Origin of the sequence: Kitasatospora sp. NBC_01560, assembly GCF_045208415.1 — a bacterium.
In the GTDB taxonomy this organism is placed as follows: Bacteria; Actinomycetota; Actinomycetes; order Streptomycetales; family Streptomycetaceae; genus Kitasatospora.
Genome location: NZ_CP109364.1, coordinates 1054063 through 1073680, shown reverse-complemented (window position 1 = coordinate 1073680; position 19618 = coordinate 1054063). Strand labels below are relative to the sequence as shown.

Here is a 19618-nt window from a genome sequence, read left to right as displayed (position 1 = left end):
CTCTGCCCGTGCCGGTCCGGCCGTGCCCCGCTCCGTCCCAGCCCCCTCCTGGAGGATCGATGCCGCCGCTCCGGCGCACCGCGCAGGTCGCGGTACTGGTCGCGCTGCTGACCGTGCTGACACCGCCCCCGGCCGGGACGGCCCGGGGGATGCACCGGCCGCCGCCCGCCGCCGAGAGGACACCGCCGGTGCCGACCGAGGACTCCCGCCTGCTCGCCGGCCGGCGGATCGTCTACTCCTACCCCGGGCCGACCCCGCCGCCCGCCCTGCTTCGCCTCGTCCGGGAGGGTCGGGCGGCCGGCGTCATCCTGTTCGGTGAGAACGCCACCTCACCCGAGCGGCTCCGGTCGGCCGTCGCACAGTTGCGCCAGGCTGCCGCGGAGGCGCCGGGCGGCCGCCCGCTGCTGCTGATGACCGACCAGGAGGGGGGCAAGGTCCGCCGGCTGCCCGGCGCACCCGAACTCTCCGCCCGCAGCACCGGGCTCGCACCCGACCCGGTCGCCGAGGCGGGCCGCTCCGGTGCCGGCGCCGGCCGCAACCTCGCCGGCAGTGGTCTCAACACCAACCTCGCCCCGGTCCTCGACGTCTACGACACCCCCGGCAACTTCATCGACCAGCACGAGCGCTCCTACGGCCAGGATCCTGCGGTGGTGGCCCGGTTGGGCGCCGCGTTCCTCACCGCGCAGCAGGGCCTCGGCGTCGCCGCCACCGCCAAGCACTTCCCCGGTCTCGGCTCCGCGGCCGCAGGCCTGAACACCGACGACGGGCCCGTCACCCTCGCCGTCCCGCTCGCCGAGCTCCGCGCCCGTGGCGAGGAGCCCTACCGCGCCGCCATCGCGGCCGGCGTCCGGCTGGTGATGACCTCCTGGGCCGTCTACCCGGCCCTCGACGCGGCCCGCCCGGCAGGCCTGTCGCCCACCGTCGTGCGGGGCGAGCTCCGGGACCGTCTCGGCTTCGAGGGCGTCACCGTCACCGACGCGCTCGAAGCGGGCGCGCTGGCCCCCTACGGCGACACCTCCGCCCGGGCCCTCGCCGCTGCCGGGGCCGGCGTCGACCTCGTCCTCTGCTCCGCCCGCGCCGTCGACCAGGGGGAGGACGCCGCCGCGGCCCTGGCCGACGCCCTCGACTCCGGCCGGCTGGACCGCCCGGCCTTCCTCGACGCCGTCAACCGGATCGATGCCCTCCGGGACTCCCTCGAAGGCCCGTGATGCCCCTGCGCGGACCCGCGGCCGGGTGCGGGCGGGCCGCCCGTAGCCGGTTCGGGGTGCCGCCGGTGCGTCGGTCGTCGAGCAGTTCGCGCAGGTCCAGGAGGCGGTAGCCGCGGGCGCGGACGGCGTCGACGATCAGCGGGAGGGCCTCGGCGTCCAGGCAGCGGTGGTCGGGGCTCGCGTCGGAGGCGCCGACGTGGAGTTGGAGGACGGCGCCGGGGGCGAGCGCGGCGAGGGCGCGGTCCACGGCCTCGGCGGTGGTCATGCCGCCGGCGGTGCCGAGGTAGCCGTTGGTGTCGGCGGTGAACTCCAGGTCGGCGTAGCCGAGGGCGTTGACGTCGGCGATCCGCTGTGGGGTGGTCTCGCTGTAGGGGAAGCGGAAGAACGGCAGTGGCTCCGCCCCGGAGGCCGTGCGGATCGCGGCGTCGGCACGCAGCACCTCGGCCCGCGCCTGCCGCGCCGTCAGGTCGGTGAAGTGCGGGTGGCTGTACGAGTGGTTGCCGAGCCCGTGGCCGGCGGCGGTGACGGCCCGGAGGGCGTCCGGGTGCTCTTCGGCGAACTGCCCGGTGGGGAAGAAGGCGGCGGGCGCGGCGAGGTCGCGCAGTGCGGCGAGGACGGCGTCCAGGCCGGTCTCGTCCCAGGCGGCGTTGAAGGTGAGCGCGACGACGCGCTCCTCGGTGGGGAGTTGCCGGATCTCGGCGCCGAGCAGTGCCGAGGGCGGCGCGGTGCGCTGCGCGGCGGACCGGGTGGTGGGCAGGGCAGCGGACCGGGCGGTGGCCGCCGCCGGGGTGGGTGGGGCGGCCGGGGTGGGGGTCGCGGCGGCCAGGGCGAACGCCACGGCAAGGGCCGGGGCCGGGGGAACGGCCAGGAGTCGCATCACGTCCGTCCAACGGCCCGGTCCGGCCGGGGTCACGGGTCGGGGCGGTCGGCCGGGGGCAGGGATCGCGCCATCGAAGGCCGGTTTCCGGTCTGCGAAGTGGATGAGAGGGCAGATCGTCGGACGGGCATACGAATCGTGTGCGAGAGTATGAAATGGCACATGTGAAATGTCACATGTGCCAACTGATGACGTGTATGGAGAAATGGAGAGTCCAATGAACCGACTCACTCTGCTCGCGGCGGGCGTCGCCGGTGCGGCGACCCTGCTGGCCGTTCCGGCCGAGGCGGGCGCGGTGACCGCGACCACCACGACCACGACCGTCACCTGTGGTGCGTCCGGCCTCCAGTCCGGGTTGTCGACCAAGGTGTGCGCCGAGGTCACCGGCGACGGTGTCCAGTTCTACGGGCAGATCGGCCTGGCGGGCCCGCCGAGCCCGGGCAGCCCGCAGCCGCAGCCCCGGGAGCTGCTGACCGGCCTCTCCGGGGAGGTCGTCGGTGGCGCCTCGCTCGGTTCGGTGAACGGGCGCACGGTGTTCACGGCCAGCACGGTGCAGGTGCGCGGCGTCGGCGGGACGGTCCCGTGCGGGTCCACCGTCCACGCGAGCTTCAGCGTGGCCGGCTACCCGTGGAACCCGGCGCCGGTGACCGTGGACGTCGTGGTGGCCTGTTGATGACCTGCCACTAGGCAGGTGCCGGGCCCGGGAGGTGGTCGCCTCCCGGGCCCGGCGTCGTTCGGGCCCGGCGTCCGGCGGGTGCCCGTGCACCCGGGTGGGCTCCGGCGGGTGCCGGTGCGCCCGGGAGGCCCGGCCGGACGCCGAATCGATGAGGACTTGAAGAATTCTTCATCTTCAGGGGATGATGCTCCCCGGCCGGCACCGGGGCGGACAGCCCACCCGGCCCCCCGGCGGCAGCCGGCGAGCAGCGGAGAGGGGGAGCGGACGATGCCCGTCCCGCTGTACCAGGCCAAGGCCGAGTTCTTCCGTACCCTCGGGCACCCCGTCCGCATCCGCGTCCTGGAGCTGCTGCAGGACGGGCCGCGGCCGGTGCGCGAGCTGCTGGCCGAGATCGGCATCGAGCCGTCCAGCCTCTCCCAGCAGCTCGCGGTGCTGCGCCGTACCCAGCTGGTCGCGGCGACCCGCGAGGGCAACACGGTGGTGTACGGGCTGAGCACGCCGGACGTCGCGGAGCTGCTGCGGGCGGCGCGGCGCATCCTCACCGACCTCATCACCGACCAGGGCGCCCTGCTCACCGAGCTGAGCGCCCCCGGTGCCGCGCCCGCCGCGCCCGCCGTGCCCGCCGCGGGCGGATGAGCACGACCCGGCGCCGGTACCGGCGTCCGGCCGACCGGCGGCACGACTGCCCGAGCGAAGGAGCACCCGGCCATGGCCGACGGCACCAGTGACGAGAGGACCAGGCGCCGGGCGATGCTCGTCCGCGCCGGGATCTACATCTTCGCCACACACCTGTTCGCCGGTTTCGTCCTCCTGCTGTTCACCCTCGGGGACCGGCACTGAGGTACCGGCGGCTGGTGCTGGTCCAGGCGTACACGCCGTCGACCAGCTCCCGGGTGCCGTTGAGGTACCAGTCGCCGGCCGGGTGACGGGGCAGCAGGTGCCGCCGCAGGCTGTCGCTCTCCGCCCGCAGGTGGGCGATCCGGGCGCGGACGGCCGCGGCGGCCTGCGTGCGGGTGCAGCCGCGGACGCGTTGCAGGGTCAGGACGGTGTTGAAGGCGGCGGCCGGCTGGCGCTCCTCCCGTTCCAGTGAGTAGAGGTCGTTGATCAGCGTGGCGGCGTCGGCGGTGTGCGCGCGCAGCCGGTGCAGTGCGGGCTCGGCGTGCAGCCGGGCCGGGGCGTCGGAGCCGTGGACCCGCTCCAGTATGTTCATGAACGGGTAGAGGCAGCTGGCATGGCGGCGCAGCCGCACGGTCTCGGGGAGACCGGGGGAGGTGCGGCCGGCCCGGTGGGCGGACTCCGCGAGGAAGGTCTCCAGGCAGGCGCGCCACTCGGCGGCGCTGCGTTCGCGCCAGGCGGGCGACATGGCACGGCACTGGCGCTGCCAGAGCTCCCGCCAGGCCTTCAGCATGGCGGAGTCGCCCGCTGTGGGCGGTGGGGCGCCGCCGGCCAGGACGGCCAGCAGCGGGTGGACGAGGGCGCGGGCCTGCGCGGGGCGGTGGCCGGGCGGGCCGTCGAAACGGTCGTCGAGGATGGTGAACCAGCCGAGGACGTCGACCAGCAGGCCGAGTTCGGCGCCGCGGGCCCCGGGGTAGGCGTGCCCGATCAGCTCGGGCAGTGCGTAGGCCTGGTAGCGGGGCAGGTCGGCGGGGGTGAGCAGGCCGTGGTGCACCGCCCAGTCGGCGTGCCGGGCGGTGGCGGTGTGCAGTTCGCCGGGGAGCCGGCGGTCGGCGGCCGGGGCGGCCGTCGGCACCGGCCGGGTGGCCGGGGCGGGCCGCGGGACGGCGACCGCCTGGGCGGTGCCGGTGCCGGTGCCGGTGCGGGTGTGGGTGCCGGTGCGGGTGCGGGTGCGTACGGCCACGCCGGCACCGGCGGGCGGTCCGCTGTCCTCGGCGGCGGTCGCCGGGGCGGCGCCCTCCCGGCCGACCGTCCCGGTGCTTGTCCCGGCTCCCGGCCCAGCTCCCGTCCCGGCGCCTGTCCCGGGGCCGCTCCCCGGGGCGTGGCCGCCGCGCGGGGCCAGTCGGACGTGCAGGCCCTGCGCCTGTACGGTGGTCCAGACCACTTCGCGGGCCCGGGCGGCACCGGGCACCGCCGTCGGCCGCCAGCGGCGCAGGATCGCGGCGGCGGCCACCGTCAACTCGGCCCAGGCGAAGGCCTCCCCGATGCACTTGTGCTTGCCCGCCCCGAACGGCAGGAAGGACTGCCGGCCGCCGCTCGCCGGGCCGCCCTCGCGCCAGCGCTCGGGCCGGAACCGCAGCGGCTCGGGGTGCACTCGCGGGTCGCGGTGCAGGGCGGTGAGGCTGTAGAGCAGCTCGGTGCCGGCCGGGATCCGGTACGGGCCGAGCGAGACCGGCACGGTGGCCGTCCGCATCAGGAAGGCGTTCGGCGCGTGCAGCCGGACGACCTCCTGGGTGACGCTGCGGGTGTACGTGAGGCGGGCGAGCGCCTCGGGCGTGGGGACGGTGCCGGCCGGGAGGTGCTCGTCCAGCTCGGCGAGGACGCGGGCCTCCACCCGCGGGTGCCGGAGCAGTTCGTCGATCAGCCAGGTGAGGGTGGTGGAGACGGTCTCGGTGCCCGCCCCGAACATGGTGATCGCCTCGGAGCGGACGGCGGCCTCGGTGAGCGGGCGGCCGGTGGCGGGATCGGTGGCGGCGCGCAGCAGCCCGGGCAGCGTACGCTCCGCGCCGTGCTCCCGGCCGCCGCCTGCGCCTTCGGGGGTGAGCGGAGCGGCGGGGCCGCCGAACGGACATCGGCCCGCCGCCGGACCGCCCGGCCGGCCGGTGCGGCCGACGGCCTGGTCGACCACCTGGTTCAGCACCCGGACGGCGGCGTCGAACCGCCGGTTGACCGGCAACGGCAGCCGGGCGAGCGCCGCGTGCGGGTAGAGCGACTGGACGATCTGGCCCTTCACGAGGTCGGGGAGGGCCCGGTGGAAGGCGAGTGTGGCCTCCTCGCTCAGCCGGGCGTCGAACAGCGCCCGGGTGACGATCTCCAGGGCGAGGTGGTTCATCTCCTTGCCGACGTCGAGGACCTGGCCCGGCCGCCACCGCCCGGCCCGCTCCTCGGTCACCTGGTGCATCACGGCCAGGTACCCGGCCATCCGGTCCGGGCCGAAGGCGGGCTGGAGGATCCTGCGGCGGTCCCGGTGCGCCTGGCCCTCGGACATCAGCAGGCCGTCGCCGAACGCCGTCCTGAGGGTGTCCTGCACGGCGCCGCGCGGGCAGTCGTGGGCGAGCGCGACCAGCAGGGTGTGGACGAGGTGCGCGTCGGTCACCACGCAGACGGTGCGCGGCCCGAGCCGGATCCGCACCACGCCGCCGTGCCGGGCGAGCGAACCGAGGAAGCCGAGCGGGTCGCGGAGCAGGGCGGGGGCGTGGCCGAGGCCGGGGAGCGCGCCCGGCGCGAGTGGGGGGACGGCCGTGGGGGTCGGCGGCGCGGTGTCCCCGGAGGGGCTGATCCGTCTACGGGGCTCGGTCGTCAGGGGCATGACATCACCTCTCACCAGGGGGACCGGCGCGGCGGGACTGCCGGAGCCGTCGCCGCGACGGGCGGGATCCGGGGGCCCTCGCCAGCGCGGACCCCCGCGCACGCCACCGAAAGAGGGCGCACGCCATAGCAAACGCGCCGGTCCGGAGAGTGTTGCGCCGCAGCCCGGGGGATCACTCCATCGGTGGATCGCGCCGCCGTCCCCCCGGCGCGGCGGACGGACCGGGCTCGTCGGCCGGCCGGGGTGTGGTAGAACCCGCCGCGGGTCGGACACGACCGGAGGCCGGAGGGAGCGCTCCTGAGCGATCGTCGGACGGTACGACCACGAGCCCCGGGCCAGGACCGGCCGGTCCCGGTGGCCCGGATCCGGCCGGGCCGGCCGGCACGCCGCCCCACCTGGGCGGACGACCCGGGCCGGGTGGCCCGGCCCTGCCTCCCGGGCAGGGTCTTTAGGCCCTCGGCCGGAGGCACCGCGCGGGTCCAGCATGGTCCGGAAGCGAGGAGGACCCTGATGACCCGTCCGAGCCACCGGCCCGCCCCCGACGTACGGGTGGAGATCCGCGGCGAGCTGCCCCGCCAGGACGCCGAGTACGCGCGGGAGCAGGCCCGGGCGCTGGCCGCGGCGCTCGGCCCGGACACCCGGGCGGCCCGGGTCCGGCTCACCCTGCTGCGCAGCCGCGCGGTGACCCGGCCGGCCGTGGCGCAGGCCGCGGTGGAGCTGGCCGGCCTCGGTCCCGTCCGGGTCCAACTGGCCGCGGTGACCGGGCGGGAGGCGGTGGACGTGGCGGTCGGCACGCTGGTCGGCCGGGCCGCCCGGCTGCGCGAACTGGGGGAGATCGGGTTCGCCGCGGTGCACGAGAGCTCCTATCGGCCGCAGTTCACCCCGAGGCCGCTGGCCGAACGCCGGATCGTCCGGCGCAAACCCGTCGTGCCGGCCCTCCGCACCCCCGACCGGGCGGCCCGCGAACTGCTCGCCCTGGACCACGGCTTCCACCTCTTCGTCGACGCACTGACCGGCCAGGACAGCGTGGTCCACCGCAGGCCGGCGGACGGCGGCCTCCGGCTGGTCCGCGCCCACTCCACGGCCCGGCCCGGCGGATCCGGGCTCCCGCTGCCCGAGGCCCGGCAGCCCGTACCCCGGATCGACCTGCCCGAGGCCCGGCGCCCCGCACCCCGGATCGACCTGCCCGAGGCCCGGCGCCCCGCACCCCGGATCGACCTGCCCGAGGCCGCCCGGCGGCTCTGGCTCGGCTGCCGGCCGTTCGTCTTCCACACCGACCCCGTGGACGGCCGGGGCAGGGTCCTCTACCGCCGCTACGACGGCCATTACGGCCTGATTGCGCCGGTGACAGAAGCCCCCTGACGGGGCAGGACATGATCGGGGACGACCCGGTACGAGCGCACGAGCACAGCCACCGACGGCAACCCGAGCGGAAGACGGGAACTGGGACCATGGACTGCGAAGAAGTCATGCTGACCGTCCGGACCACCGCGGCCGAGCGTGCGCTGCTGCGCGAGCTTGCACGCGGCCACGGCAGCGACGTGTCGGAGGTGGCGGCGGACGGCCTGCTCGACGTCGTCCCGGCCCTGCCCGGCGCCGGCGCCGAAGCGGTCCGGCTGCAGGGCGTCCTGGCCCGGCCCGCGCCCTGTGCCGTCACGCTCTGGCTGCCGCTGCCGCTCGTCGACCTGCTCCCGCTGCTCGGCGACCGGGTCGCGCGGGCCACCGGGCTTCCGGCCTGCCCGGCCGGTGCGGCGCTCGCCGCCGCCCTGCGGTACTGGCTCGCCGGGGACCCTGCGCGGCTGGCCGCCGCGCTCGCCACGATGCACGCCCCGGGTACCCGCCGGGCCGCCTTCCCGCCGATGGTCCACCGGTCGGTGTCCCGCCCCGTACCGCGCCCGGCTCCGCGGCCCGCCGCCCTGCTCACCGCCCGTTCCGCCGCCCGGCCGGTGCCGCAGCGCGTGCCGCAGCCCGTGCCGCAGCCCGTGCCGCGGACGGTCGGGCCGGCCGTCCCTCCGCTCGTCGTGGCGGCCTGATCGTCCGGGGGCCGCCGTGGTGCGAGCGGCCGCCGTGACACCTGTGCCGAAGGCGGGTGATCCCGGCGGCGGACCGGTCCGCCTGGCAAGTCCTGGCCGGGGAATCGGCTGGTGAGGGCTCCGGCCAGGGGCTCCCGGCAGGTCCGGTGCAGCGCGCCGCGTTGATCCCCCGGGGGTTCACGCGGCTTTGCGTAGTCTGTCGTCGGGTCAGCCGGGTGCGGGCCGCGGCGGCGTTCGGCATTCCTCCGGCCGGTGCCAGGAGCGCCTCTCCCGTCCGACTGCGGAATCGGCAACGGTGGCAATGGTGCCACCATTTATTCGGGTGCCAGGCTCATGGCCGGTACGGGGCCGCTGAACCTAGCGTCGGTCCCATGAAACGCAATCGCCGTATCAGCGCTGTCGCGGTGCTGGCGCTCGCCGCCCTCGTCGCCGGAACCGGCAGCGGGTCCGCCGCCACGGCCACACCGTCGGCCATACCGGTGGCCACGCACGTGTTCGACGCCGCACCGGCCACGGCCACGGCCACGGCCACGGCCACCACGCCCACGCCGTCCTTCCGAGGCACGCTCCCGGCGCCGACCGGCCCCTACGCCGCCGGCGAGGACGTCATCCACCTCACCGACGCGAGCCGTCCCGACCCGTGGGTGCCGGCATCCGGCCCCCGCCGACTGACCGTCACGATGGTCTACCCGGCCGTCCCCGGGACGGGCACTCCGGCCCCTTACATGACCCTCGCCGAGGCGGCCGGATCCCTCCAGCGCCGGAAGATGCCGGCGAGCTCCGGCATCACCCCACAGAGCCTTTCCGGCGTCACCACTCACGCCTTCGACGGCGCGCGGCCGCAGCGCGGCAAGCATCCGCTGGTGGTCCTCTCACCCGCGTACGAGGACCCGCGCACGGTGCTCACCTCGCTCGCGACCGACCTGGCCAGTCACGGCTACGTCGTCGCGCTCGTCGGCCACACCTACGAGGACAGCGGCGAGACGCTGGCGAACGGCGAGACTCCGCCGTGCGCGATCTGCGACGACCCGGCACTCGACTTCGACGCCCTCGCTGCCAGCCGCGCGCTGGACGTGTCCTTCGTGATCGACCGGTTGACGCACGGCAATACCGCGTGGCCCCTGGCCCACCTCATCGACAAGCACGAGATCGGTATGGCCGGACACTCCATCGGCGGAGCTGCGGCCGCCGCCACGATGATCGCCGACCCGCGAGTACGGGCCGGAGTGAACATGGACGGCACCTTCCACCCGGCCCCGATGCCCGGCCAGATCGACCGGCCGTTCCTCATGCTGGGTGCGGCCGCCAACCACCCGGCCGGCGGCCACGACACCACGTGGGGGCAGACCTGGGCAGCCCTCGGCGGCTACAGGAAGTGGCTGACGGTCGCCGGTGCCGACCACTTCAGCTTCGCCGACCTGGACCTGCTCCTGGAGGAGGCCGGGTTCCCGTCGCCGGCCCTCTCCCCGGAACGCGGGGTGGTGATCACCCGCGAGTACGTGACAGCGTTCTTCGACCGGACGCTGAAGGGGATCCACAGTCCGCTGCTGGACGGCCCCTCGCCGAACAATCCGGAAGTGCTCTTCCCGTACCGGTGAAGCTCCGCGGTGATCCTTCGGGGGTTCGTGCGGCTCGGAGTGGGCTGCCGTCGTAGGCCCGGCGGTAGGGCTCGGCATCGTGTTCGTCGACCGCCTCCCGCTCCCGCCGCCTTGCGCCGCGTCCCCTGTCGGTGCCTCACCGACGGCCCGTCCGGGCCGTGCTCGTGACGGCCCCGCCGCACCGCCGGGATCGTTCGCGCGATTTTCGAAAGAGGTTTCTGTTATCTCCTCCCGCCCCGTCCGCTCTCCAGAGTGTCGGAAGGCCTGACCGCCGCAAACGGGTGGCACGCGGGCCGTCGCACCGAGGACAGGAGAGAGCATGGGACACCGGGGTACGGAGCACAGGCGCGAGCGCCGCAAGAGGTCGGGGCGCCGGACGGCGCTGCTGGCGGTGGCGGTGGCCGCGGGTCTGCTGGCGAGCGCGCTGGGCATCCAGACCGCACTGGAGCCGACCGCCGCCCGCAGCAACACCGCGGTGGCCGCGGACGGTTCGGCCGACCGGGCGGAGGCGGCCGGCCAGCTCACCGAGGACGCGGGGGAGACCGGCACCGCCGAGGGTGCGACGAAGGCGCCCGGGCCGAAGCGCGAGCAGAAGGCCGCGCCGCTGAAGGAGATACCCAAGGACCAGCCGGAGCGCGGTCTGGTCTACGCCGGCCTCACCCTGCCGACCGGTGACCGGTGCGCCGGATCGCTGGAGGTCCCCGGGGGTGAGCTCTGCAGCCACGGCCCGGACGCGCCGCCGAAGGACGTGGACATCCGCAAGGACGTCGCCCCGGTGACCGCCGCGGCCGCCCAGGCGCCGCCGCTCGCGCCGCCCGCCAACGCCCAGCCCCCCGCCGTGGCCGACCTGTTGAAGGGCTCCGCCCCGGTGCTCGACGCCGGCCAGAAGGCCCTGCTGGCCGATGCCGGCGCCACCCCCGGTGCCTCCGCGCCCCAGCAGACGGCGGCCGCCGACGGCTCCGGCCTCGTCTGCGAGGGCGACGGCAGCAGCGGCAACCGCGTGCAGGTGGTGTACGTCCACGGCCCGGGCAACGACCGGTTCGCGCAGTACCTGGCCTCCTTCAAGAAGTGGGCGTCCGAGGTCGATGTCATCTACAACGCCAGCGCCCAGGAGACCGGCGGCGTCCGGCACGTCCGGTTCGTCACCGAATCCGACTGCAGCGCCTCGGTGCTGAACGTGCAGATCGCGGACTCCGAGATCCAGGACTTCAACGCGAGCAACCGCGCGCTCGCCGCGCAGGGGTTCAACCGCAAGGACCGCAAGTACATGATGTTCACCGATGCCAAGGTGTACTGCGGCATCGGTACCTTCGCGGGCGACGAGCGGCCCGGCCAGGACAACATGAGCAACTTCGGCCCCTCGTACGGCCGGACGGACTCCGGCTGCTGGGGCGGCCACACCGCGGCGCACGAGCTCGGCCACAACCTGGGCGCGGTGAGCAACAGCGCGCCCAACTCCAGCAAGGGTGGCCACTGCGTCGACGAGTGGGACCTCATGTGCTACTCGGACACCCCGTACTACCCGGCGATGAAGACGGTCTGCCCGGACAACGCCAGTGACAGCCGGCTCGACTGCCACCACGACGACTACTACAACACCGCACCCGCGCCCGGCAGTTACCTGGCCACCCACTGGAACGTCGCCAACAACCGGTTCCTGATCGCCGGCGGCGGCACCGGCCCGAACCCCACCCCGACTCCGACGCCGACCCCCACGCCGACCCCCACGGCCACCGGCACCACCACCCCGAGCCCGACCCGGACGCCGTCGCCGTCCCCGACGGCCACCGGCACCACCACCCCGAGCCCCACCGGGACCCCGTCGCCCACCGGCTCGCCGACCCGTACCGGCTCGCCCTCCCCGACCGCCACGCCGACCGCGGGCACCACCGGCCCGGACATGACGGCCAGTCAGGTCACCCAGAACTCGGCCGTGCTGAGCTGGCCCGCCGTCCCGTCGGCTGCCGGGTACGACGTGCTGCTGAACGGTCAGGCCATCGGCACCGTCCGCGCCACCGTGGTCGGCCTCGTCCGGCTCGCGCCCGGTACCTCGTACACCGTGGCCGTCGCCGTCCGTGACGCGGCCGGCGCCGTCTCCAAGCCCGGCCGGGCCGCCACCTTCCGCACCCTCGCGGACGCCGGCCGGCCGCAGCCCGGCAGCCGGTACAGCCTGGTCAACGGGCTCACCGGCCAGGCCGCCGACCTGTGGGGCAGCTCGCTCAACAACGGCACCGTGGCCATCGCCTACCAGCGCACCGGCTACGCCAACCAGAAGTGGAGCTTCGAGGACGCCGGCGCCGGCGCCGTCCGGATCAAGTCCGCCCGCTCGGACAAGTGCCTCCAGCTGGGCGGCGACGCGGTGGCCGGCCAGTACCTCGCGCAGCAGCCCTGCTCCGACGTGGCGGCCCAGAAGTGGCGGCTCACCGAGGCGGGCGGCGGCTTCACCCTGAGCGCCGACGGCTCGTCCCTGGTGCTCGGGATCAGCAACCGCTGGTACTACGGCGGTTGGCTGCTGGAGCTGCAGAAGCCGAACGGCCAGGCGTACCAGTCCTGGACGCTGCAGAAGACCTCCTGAGCAGTCTCCCCGCAGACCCTCCGGGTGCGGCCGTCACCGGGTACACCGGTGGCGGCCGCACCCGGCCATTCCTCCCCACAAGGATCCCCGTCATGCGCATCCGACCGCTCGCCGCCGCCCTCGCCCTCGCCGTGGCGGCCGTCCTCGGACCGGCCGCCCTCCCCGCGGCGGCGCACGGTGACACCGTGCACCTCGACGTCACCGGCCAGGAGAACGGGCACGTCACCACCGTCGCCACCTTCGAGAACGACCACGACCCGGTCACCCGCGAGTTCGCCGGCACGCTCTCCGCCACCTCGGCCGACGGGCGGTCGGCCGGGCCGTGGCCCATGGTCGCCGTCCCCGGCCGACCCGGGACGTACACCACCCGGGAGATCCTCCCCGCCGGCCACTGGAAGGTGAGCGTCGACTGCGCGTTCCCCTCCCTCGGGCACGGCGAGCGCGAACTCGACGTCGAGGCCGCCGTCATCACCGACCCGGTCCTGCCGACCCCGCCCGCCGGCCCGTCCACGTCCACCGCCACGCCGTCCACCGCCACGCCGTCCACGGCCGCGCCGTCCACCACGCCGGGCACCTCGACCGCGTCCGGCGCCCCGGTGACCGTCACCGCACCGGGCGCCACCCCGGCCGGCACCGCGGGCGCCACCGAGGCGGGCTCGTCGGGGAGCAGCTCCGACGCGCTCACCTGGGCCGCCGTCGGTACCGCCGTCGCGGCCGTCCTCGTGGTCGGCGCCGGTTTCGCGCTCCGCCGCCGGGCCCGCCGGAGCTGATCCGCAAGCCGGTGGAACCCGCCGTGCGCGATCGATCGTCCCCCTCTTCGGCGGGCGCCACCCGGGCGCCCGACGACGGCGAGGAGCGCGCGCATGAAGAAGGTCCTGATCACCGGTGGTGCCGGCTACATCGGCAGCACCGTGGCGTCCACGCTGCTCGACCGGGGCATCACGCCGGTGATCCTGGACGACCTGTCCCGGGGCCGGGCCGAGTTCGTCGAGGGGCGGGTGTTCTACCGGGGCGACATCGCCGACGGCGCACTGATCGACCGGATCTTCGCCGAGCACCCCGACATCACCGCCACCCTGCACTGCGCGGCACGGATCGTCGTCCCGGAGTCGGTCGCCAAGCCGCTCTTCTACTACCGGGAGAACGTGGCCAAGACGGTCGAACTGCTCGACTCCCTCCAGCGCAACGGCTGTACCCGGGTCGTCTTCAGCAGCTCCGCGTCCCTCTACGCGCCCACCCCGGACGGCCGGGTGGACGAGACCTGCCCGCTCGACGCCAACAGCCCCTACGCGCGCACCAAGCTGATGATGGAGCAGGTCCTCCAGGACTGGACCCGCGGCGACGGGGCCGAGCAGCTCCGGGTCATCGTGCTGCGGTACTTCAACCCGGTCGGCGCGGACCCGCAGCTGCGCACCGGCCTCCAGGACCTCCGGCCGACCCACGCGCTCGGCAAGCTGATCGAGGCGCACACCGACGGCACGCCGTTCACCGTCACCGGCGTCGACTGGGCGACCAGGGACGGCTCCGGCATCCGCGACTACATCCACGTCCAGGACGTCGCGGAGGCCCACGCCGCGGCGCTGCTCCGCTTCGACGAGGTCGTCGGGGGCACCGCGGACGACCGTTACTGGGTGCTCAACATCGGCACGGGGGAGGGCACCACCGTCCGCGAGCTGGTCGCCGCCTTCGAACAGGCCGTCGGCGGCCGGGTCGAGGTCCGCGAGGCCGGGCCCCGGCCCGGCGACGTCCTCGGCTGCTACGCCGCCGTGGACAGCGCGCGGGAGCTGCTCGGGTGGTCCGCGCAGCGCACCATCGCCGAGGGGGTCGCGGACGCCCTCGCCTGGCGGGCCCGGTGGTCCGCCCACCTCGCCACCGCCTGAGCCCGTCCGCCCGCCCGCCCGTCCGCCCGTCCGCCCGGCCCCGCGTCCCGGAACCGGCGGCCGGTGCGGGGCGTCTTCCGCCGGAGCCGGACGAACAGGAGTGACGCGTGGGGAAGAAGCCGACGGGCAAGCAGGCGAAGGGCAAGCAGGCGGCGGGGGCCCGACCGGGGCGCGGCGCCCGCCGGGTGTGGGCCAGGCGGGTACTGGCCGGGCTCTGCGCGCTCGTCCTGGTGCCGTCGGCCGTGCTGGCCGTGGTGCGGGCCGGTGACTGGGACGACGGCACGACGCTCGCCCTGCCGATGGTGCTGCTGCCCTACGCCGCGGCGGCCACCCTGCTCGCGCTCCTCGTGCTGCTCGCGCTCCGCTCGTGGTGGGCGGCCGGGGCCGCCGCGCTGCTCGCGGTCGTCCAACTCTGCTGGCTGGTACCGCGGTTCGTGCCGGAGGGTGGAGCGGTGGCGGCCGACGCACCGCGGCTGCGGGTGGCCACCAGCAACGCGTACATGGGGCAGGTCGACGGCGCCGCCCTCGTCCGGCTGGTGCGTGAGCAGCGGGTGGACGTACTCGCGCTGGAGGAGTTCTGGGGCGCTGCGCCGGCCGCGCTGGACCGGGCGGGGATCGCCGAGCTGCTGCCGTACCGGGAGGTCCGGCCGGGGCGGGACACCGTGATCTACTCGCGGCTGCCGCTCACCCCGCTCGACGCGTCCGTCCCGGAGGCGGTCCGGGCCCAGGTGGCCGCCGAGGTCACCGTCGGCGGGCGGGCGGTGCGGCTCACGGCCGTGCACACCTACTACCCGCTGGGCGACGCCAAGCGCTGGGGCGAGGACTTCGCCGCCCTGCGGGCTGCGGCGGCCGGTGCCGGCCGCAACGCCGTCTTCCTGGGGGACTTCAACGCGACGCTCGACCATGCTCCGATGCGCAGCCTGCTGGCCACCGGCCTCACCGACACCCACGCCGAGCTGGGCCGCGGGGCCTCGCCCACCTGGCCGGAGGGGAACGCGGACTTCCCGTACCTGCCGCCGATGATCCAGATCGACCACGTGCTGCACGGCGACGCCCTGACGGCGGTGTCCGTGGCCGAGCACCCGGTGCAGGGGGCGGACCACCGCGCGGTGGTGGCCGAGCTGGCGGTCACCGGCTGAGCACCGCCCGCTGCGCCCGCCCCGGCCGGGCGCAGCGGGCGCGCCCGGGGAGCGAGGCCGGTCCGGAGCCGCCGGGCCGCCGCGGTCAGGCGCGGCCGGCGGCCTTCTGGGTGCGGCGGGCCAGCGAGTCGACGACCACGGCGGCCAGCAGCACCGCACCGGTGATCATGAACTGGATCGCGTTGCTCAGCCCCTGGATGTTCATCCCGGACTGGATCGAGCCGATCACCAGCGCACCGAGCAGGGCCGACCAGGTCGACCCGCGCCCGCCGAAGAGGCTGGTGCCGCCGATGACGGCCGCCGCGATGGCGTTCATCAGCAGGTTGCCGCCGCCGGAGGTCTGGCTGGCGGACTGGATCTGCGCGGCCAGGAAGAGACCGCCGACCGCCGCCATCGTCGAGCAGATGGTGAAGACGCTGATCCTGATCCACGAGACGTTGATACCGGCCCTGCGGGCGCCCTCGATGTTGCCGCCGAGCGCGAAGACCTCCCGGCCGTACTTGGTGCGGCGCAGGACGAAGTCCAGGACCACGATGAAGATCAGGAAGATCAGCAGGGCCAGCGGAAGCCCCTTGTACTGGTTGAGCGTGTAGGCGGCGAGGAACCCGATGACGGCGATGGCCACCGTCCGCAACGCGATGTCCGCGGGCGGCCGGTACGGCACCCCGGCCGCCCGGCGGCGCCTGGCGTCGGTCAGCGAGGCGAGGAGGAACAGCACCACCCCGGCCGCGGCCGCGCCGTACGCGGCGGCCTGCTGTCCGTAGATCGTGCTGTAGAGGCGCGAGACGATGTCGGTGCCGCTGAGGTTGACCGTGCCGTTGCTGCCGAGGATCTGCAGCATCAGGCCGTTCCAGCCGAGGTTGCCGGCGAGGGTGACGACGAAGGCCGGCACGCCGACCTTCGCGAAGAACACGCCCTGGATGAACCCGACGACCGCGCCGCCGGAGAGCGCGACGAGCAGCGCCACCCACTGGTTGACCCCGTGGGTGACTTCGAGGACGGCGTAGATCGCCGCGCAGAGGCCGCTGACCGAGCCGACCGAGAGGTCGATCTCGCCGAGCAGCAGCACGAAGACCACGCCGATCGCGATCATGCCGGTGCCGACGATCTGCTGGGACAGGTTGGAGAGGTTCTGGGCGGAGAGGAAGCTGCTGTTCAGGCTGCCGAACACGGCCCAGATCACGATCAGGGCCAGCACCACCGGCAGCGAGCCGAGTTCACCGCTGCTGAGCCGGCGGCGGAACTCGCCGAGGTAGCCCTTGATGCCTTCCTGGCGCACGATCAGCCGCGGGTCCACGGCCGGGGTCGCCTCCGCCGCCACCGGGACCGGGGCGTTGACGCCGCCCTTGGGCATGTTGTCCTCGGGCAGGGGGACGTGATGACGGCCCTCGTCGCCGCCCGGAGTGTTGTCGGTCACTGGGAGCCCTCCGTGCCGCGGGCCTGCCGGCGGGTCACGGCGTTGTCCGTGGCGCCGGTGATGGCGGAGATGATCTGTTCCTGGTTGGTGGAGCGTTTGTCGAAGACGCCGTTGTTGCGGCCGAGCCGCAGCACCGCGACGGTGTCGGCGACGGCCATGACGTCCGCCATGTTGTGGCTGATCAGGACCACTCCGAGGCCGCGCTCGCGGAGCCGCTCGACGAGGTCGAGCACCTGCGCGGTCTGCTCGACGCCGAGTGCGGCGGTCGGCTCGTCCAGCATCACGACCTTCGGCGAGCCGATCAGGGCGCGGGCGATGGCCACCACCTGGCGCTGGCCGCCGGAGAGCGAGGCGACGGGGATCCGCACGCTGGGGATCCGGATCGAGAGGGTGTCCAGCAGCTCTCGGGAGCGCTTCTCCATCTCGACCTCGTCGAGGATGGTGAAGCGCCGGATCTCGCGCCCGAGGAAGAGGTTGCCGACCACGTCGAGGTTGTCGCAGAGCGCGAGGTCCTGGTAGACCGTCGCCACACCCAACTGCTGGGCGTCCTGCGGGCGGTGGATGGCCACCGGCTTGCCGTGCCACTCGATGACGCCCTCGTCCGGCTGGTGCACGCCGGCGATCGACTTGACCAGCGTCGACTTGCCGGCGCCGTTGTCGCCGACCAGGGCCAGCACTTCGCCGGCGTGCACCTCCAACTCGATGTCGGTGAGCGCCTGGACGGCGCCGAACCGTTTGGAGACCCCGCGCAGGGCCAGTACGGTCTCACCTGCCACAGTGACCAACTCCCTTGCCCCGCCTTCGGGGGAAGGCGGGGCAGCTCGTGTCGGGGTAGTGCCGGGTTACTGGAGGCCGGCCGCGGTGCAGGCGGAGGCGTAGTCCGGCGTGCAGATCTGGGCGACGGTGTAGAGGCCGTCCTGGACCACGGTGGTCTTGATGTTGTCCTTGTTGACGACGACGGGCGTGATCAGGTTGGCCAGCGTCTTGTTGTTGCTGCCGTTGGTCGCCGTCGTCGGCACGAGGGAGGGGGCGGGCGTCTGGCCGGCGGCGAAGGCGACGGCCATCCGGGCCGCGGCGTCGGTCTCCGGCTTGAACGGCTTGTAGATGGTCATGGTCTGGGTGTTGATCAGGATGCGCTGGATGGCGTCGAGCTGGGCGTCCTGACCGGTGAGCGGCGTGTTGATCCCGGCCGCCTTCTGCGCGGTGGCGATGCCCGCGGCCATGCCGTCGTTGGCGGAGTAGATGCCGACCACGTTGGCCGGGCCGATCGCGGTGATGCCCGCCGCGGCCTCCTGGTTGGCGTTGTTCGGGTCCCAGTTCGGCGTGTCGTACTCCTTGCCGATCTTGAGCTTGCCGTCGATGGCGCTGTGCGCGCCGGCCTTGAAGTCGGCCGCGTTGGGGTCGGTGGGCGAGCCGTTGATCATGATGATCGACCCGGCGTTCGCCTTGTCCCCCACCGCCGCCACCAGGGCCTCGCCCTGCAGTTGGCCGACCTTGTGGTTGTCGAAGGAGACGTACGCGTCGACCGGCCCCTGGGCCAGCCGGTCGTAGGCGATCACCTTGACGCCCGCGTCGTGGGCCTTCTGGACGGAGGACTGGATCGACTTGGCGTCCACCGCGTCCAGGATCAGCACCTTGTCGCCCTTGGTCAGGGCGGTGTCGACCTGCGTCTGCTGGGTGGTCGCGTCCTGGTTGGCGTTGTAGTAGTCGATCTGCGCGTCCGGCGCCAGCTCCTTGATCCTCTGCTCGATCAGCGGGCGGTCGAACTGCTCGTACCTGGTGGTCTTGGTCTCCGGCAGGAGCAGACCGATGCGAACCGCCCCGACCGCGGTCCCGCTCGCGCTGCCCGAGGACGTGCTGCCGGTCGACTGCTTTGCACTGCCGCAGGACGCCAGACCGACCCCGACGGAAACCACTACGGCCGCCGCGAGGGCGCGGCGAAGGGCGTTGCTCATGAGGATGCCTCTCCGGTTGAGTCCACCCCCGTATACGAGTGTGTGAACATCGGCCCGACGGCACGATCCGGGCTGGGCCGAACGGGTAAGGCAGCCCCGCGACGGATCCGGTTCCGGTCCGGGGCCGGAACCGGCGGAGCGGGCGCGCCGCCACCGCACTCCGCGGGATCGGCCGGCCGACCGGGGAAGCGGTCGGGCCCGCCCGGTCGTTGGGCAAGGTGTGACGGACGAGGTGGCGGGTGACGCGCGGCGGGCGCCGATGGTGTGGGCGTTCGCGGTGCGCGAGGCGGCGGGTGCGCTGTTCGCGGAGGCGATCGTGGAGGTCGGCGCGCGGCTGCACGGCGAGCTGGTCGCGGATGCCGTGGACAGCGGGTTCCTGCTCGCGGCGGGCGAGCCGCCGGCGACCACCGGGGTGGTGGAGGTGGGCGGGCAGCGGTTCGAGCGGCTGGTGCTGGTGGGCGGCCGGCAGGTCTGGGAGCCGGCCTCGGGGGTGGCGGTCTCGCCCGGCTGGCTGTCCGCCGCCGAGCGGCGCGGGGGAGTGGTGGTGATCGTGGTCCCGCCCGGCACCTGGCCGGCCGGCCTGATGGGGCTGGAGCCGGAGGAACGGGTGGCGGCGTTCACCCGGAGCCTGGACGCCGCGCGGGCGGCGGGCCTGTTGCTGCACGGCATGGTCGGCATCGAGAGCCGCTGATCGCGGGCCCGCGGCCGTGCGCCGGGTTCACCCGGCCGGCTCAGCGGCGGGTGGCGGCCGGGAGCGGGCCGCAGCCGCCGGTCCG

17 protein-coding genes are annotated in these 19618 nt (G+C 74.7%); 12 read left to right on the top strand and 5 right to left on the bottom strand.

Features of this window, described 5'->3' with window-relative positions; translation table 11 throughout:
• The first annotated feature begins 59 nt into the window (after positions 1-59).
• On the top strand, positions 60-1208 hold the full coding sequence (locus tag OH807_RS04625; protein ID WP_406194182.1) for a glycoside hydrolase family 3 N-terminal domain-containing protein: 1149 nt from the start codon (positions 60-62) through the stop codon (positions 1206-1208).
• On the opposite strand, the gene OH807_RS04620 is transcribed toward OH807_RS04625, so the two are convergent.
• Complete coding sequence (locus tag OH807_RS04620; protein ID WP_406194180.1) at positions 1165-2085, bottom strand: polysaccharide deacetylase family protein; 921 nt, start codon at positions 2083-2085, stop codon at positions 1165-1167. The genes OH807_RS04625 and OH807_RS04620 overlap by 44 nt on opposite strands.
• A 217-nt stretch (positions 2086-2302) precedes the next feature.
• Here OH807_RS04620 and OH807_RS04615 point away from each other — a divergent pair, with 217 nt between their 5' ends.
• The 3 genes from OH807_RS04615 (at position 2303) to OH807_RS04605 (ending at position 3601) form a co-directional block, all read left to right on the top strand.
• A complete protein-coding gene (locus tag OH807_RS04615; RefSeq protein WP_406194177.1) occupies positions 2303-2758 on the top strand; it encodes a hypothetical protein in 456 nt (151 codons plus the stop codon).
• A gap of 270 nt (positions 2759-3028) precedes the next feature.
• Positions 3029-3397: an ArsR/SmtB family transcription factor gene (locus OH807_RS04610; protein WP_406194175.1), complete on the top strand. Its 369-nt coding sequence runs from the start codon at positions 3029-3031 to the stop codon at positions 3395-3397.
• A gap of 72 nt (positions 3398-3469) precedes the next feature.
• Complete coding sequence (locus tag OH807_RS04605; protein WP_406194172.1) at positions 3470-3601, top strand: DUF6126 family protein; 132 nt, start codon at positions 3470-3472, stop codon at positions 3599-3601.
• On the opposite strand, the gene OH807_RS04600 is transcribed toward OH807_RS04605, so the two are convergent.
• The gene (locus OH807_RS04600; protein ID WP_406194170.1) at positions 3579-6245 is read right to left on the bottom strand and encodes a cytochrome P450; all 2667 of its coding nucleotides are present in this window, start codon (positions 6243-6245) and stop codon (positions 3579-3581) included. The genes OH807_RS04605 and OH807_RS04600 overlap by 23 nt on opposite strands.
• Before the next feature lie 510 nt (positions 6246-6755).
• Here OH807_RS04600 and OH807_RS04595 point away from each other — a divergent pair.
• From OH807_RS04595 to OH807_RS04565, 7 genes are all read left to right on the top strand, one after another.
• Positions 6756-7607: a sigma 54 modulation/S30EA ribosomal C-terminal domain-containing protein gene (locus OH807_RS04595; RefSeq protein ID WP_406194168.1), complete on the top strand. Its 852-nt coding sequence runs from the start codon at positions 6756-6758 to the stop codon at positions 7605-7607.
• Positions 7608-7696: 89 nt separating this feature from the next.
• The gene (locus tag OH807_RS04590) at positions 7697-8278 is read left to right on the top strand and encodes a hypothetical protein (RefSeq protein WP_406194166.1); all 582 of its coding nucleotides are present in this window, start codon (positions 7697-7699) and stop codon (positions 8276-8278) included.
• A gap of 371 nt (positions 8279-8649) precedes the next feature.
• Positions 8650-9876 (top strand): alpha/beta hydrolase family protein, encoded by a 1227-nt coding sequence (locus OH807_RS04585; protein WP_406194163.1) that lies wholly within the window; start codon positions 8650-8652, stop codon positions 9874-9876.
• A 319-nt stretch (positions 9877-10195) separates the two neighbouring features.
• Positions 10196-12451, top strand: a complete 2256-nt coding sequence (locus OH807_RS04580) for an RICIN domain-containing protein (RefSeq protein ID WP_406194159.1) — start codon at positions 10196-10198, stop codon at positions 12449-12451.
• A gap of 92 nt (positions 12452-12543) precedes the next feature.
• Positions 12544-13221 (top strand): hypothetical protein, encoded by a 678-nt coding sequence (locus OH807_RS04575; protein ID WP_406194156.1) that lies wholly within the window; start codon positions 12544-12546, stop codon positions 13219-13221.
• Positions 13222-13314: 93 nt separating this feature from the next.
• Positions 13315-14331 (top strand): UDP-glucose 4-epimerase GalE, encoded by a 1017-nt coding sequence (gene galE, locus OH807_RS04570; RefSeq protein WP_406194153.1) that lies wholly within the window; start codon positions 13315-13317, stop codon positions 14329-14331.
• A 107-nt stretch (positions 14332-14438) separates the two neighbouring features.
• A complete protein-coding gene (locus OH807_RS04565) occupies positions 14439-15470 on the top strand; it encodes an endonuclease/exonuclease/phosphatase family protein (protein WP_406194150.1) in 1032 nt (343 codons plus the stop codon).
• An 85-nt stretch (positions 15471-15555) separates the two neighbouring features.
• On the opposite strand, the gene OH807_RS04560 is transcribed toward OH807_RS04565, so the two are convergent.
• The 3 genes from OH807_RS04560 to OH807_RS04550 all read right to left on the bottom strand — a co-directional run bounded on the left by OH807_RS04560 (position 15556) and on the right by OH807_RS04550 (position 18842).
• A complete protein-coding gene (locus OH807_RS04560; protein WP_406210701.1) occupies positions 15556-16824 on the bottom strand; it encodes a sugar ABC transporter permease in 1269 nt (422 codons plus the stop codon).
• A 59-nt stretch (positions 16825-16883) separates the two neighbouring features.
• Complete coding sequence (locus OH807_RS04555; RefSeq protein ID WP_406194147.1) at positions 16884-17663, bottom strand: ATP-binding cassette domain-containing protein; 780 nt, start codon at positions 17661-17663, stop codon at positions 16884-16886.
• 66 nt (positions 17664-17729) lie between these two features.
• The gene (locus OH807_RS04550; protein WP_406194145.1) at positions 17730-18842 is read right to left on the bottom strand and encodes a substrate-binding domain-containing protein; all 1113 of its coding nucleotides are present in this window, start codon (positions 18840-18842) and stop codon (positions 17730-17732) included.
• A gap of 232 nt (positions 18843-19074) precedes the next feature.
• Here OH807_RS04550 and OH807_RS04545 point away from each other — a divergent pair, with 232 nt between their 5' ends.
• Positions 19075-19533: a hypothetical protein gene (locus OH807_RS04545; RefSeq protein ID WP_406194142.1), complete on the top strand. Its 459-nt coding sequence runs from the start codon at positions 19075-19077 to the stop codon at positions 19531-19533.
• The last annotated feature ends 85 nt before the right edge of the window (positions 19534-19618 follow it).

Excerpts from the sequence above, each read along its gene's own strand:
- OH807_RS04625 (WP_406194182.1), top strand. The coding sequence starts at position 60 with ATGCCGCCGCTCCGGCGCACCGCGCAGGTCGCGGTACTGGTCGCGCTG.
- OH807_RS04620 (WP_406194180.1), bottom strand. The coding sequence starts at position 2,085 with ATGCGACTCCTGGCCGTTCCCCCGGCCCCGGCCCTTGCCGTGGCGTTC.
- OH807_RS04615 (WP_406194177.1), top strand. The coding sequence starts at position 2,303 with ATGAACCGACTCACTCTGCTCGCGGCGGGCGTCGCCGGTGCGGCGACC.
- OH807_RS04610 (WP_406194175.1), top strand. The coding sequence starts at position 3,029 with ATGCCCGTCCCGCTGTACCAGGCCAAGGCCGAGTTCTTCCGTACCCTC.
- OH807_RS04605 (WP_406194172.1), top strand. The coding sequence starts at position 3,470 with ATGGCCGACGGCACCAGTGACGAGAGGACCAGGCGCCGGGCGATGCTC.
- OH807_RS04600 (WP_406194170.1), bottom strand. The coding sequence starts at position 6,245 with ATGCCCCTGACGACCGAGCCCCGTAGACGGATCAGCCCCTCCGGGGAC.
- OH807_RS04595 (WP_406194168.1), top strand. The coding sequence starts at position 6,756 with ATGACCCGTCCGAGCCACCGGCCCGCCCCCGACGTACGGGTGGAGATC.
- OH807_RS04590 (WP_406194166.1), top strand. The coding sequence starts at position 7,697 with ATGGACTGCGAAGAAGTCATGCTGACCGTCCGGACCACCGCGGCCGAG.
- OH807_RS04585 (WP_406194163.1), top strand. The coding sequence starts at position 8,650 with ATGAAACGCAATCGCCGTATCAGCGCTGTCGCGGTGCTGGCGCTCGCC.
- OH807_RS04580 (WP_406194159.1), top strand. The coding sequence starts at position 10,196 with ATGGGACACCGGGGTACGGAGCACAGGCGCGAGCGCCGCAAGAGGTCG.
- OH807_RS04575 (WP_406194156.1), top strand. The coding sequence starts at position 12,544 with ATGCGCATCCGACCGCTCGCCGCCGCCCTCGCCCTCGCCGTGGCGGCC.
- galE (WP_406194153.1), top strand. The coding sequence starts at position 13,315 with ATGAAGAAGGTCCTGATCACCGGTGGTGCCGGCTACATCGGCAGCACC.
- OH807_RS04560 (WP_406210701.1), bottom strand. The coding sequence starts at position 16,824 with ATGCCCAAGGGCGGCGTCAACGCCCCGGTCCCGGTGGCGGCGGAGGCG.
- OH807_RS04550 (WP_406194145.1), bottom strand. The coding sequence starts at position 18,842 with ATGAGCAACGCCCTTCGCCGCGCCCTCGCGGCGGCCGTAGTGGTTTCC.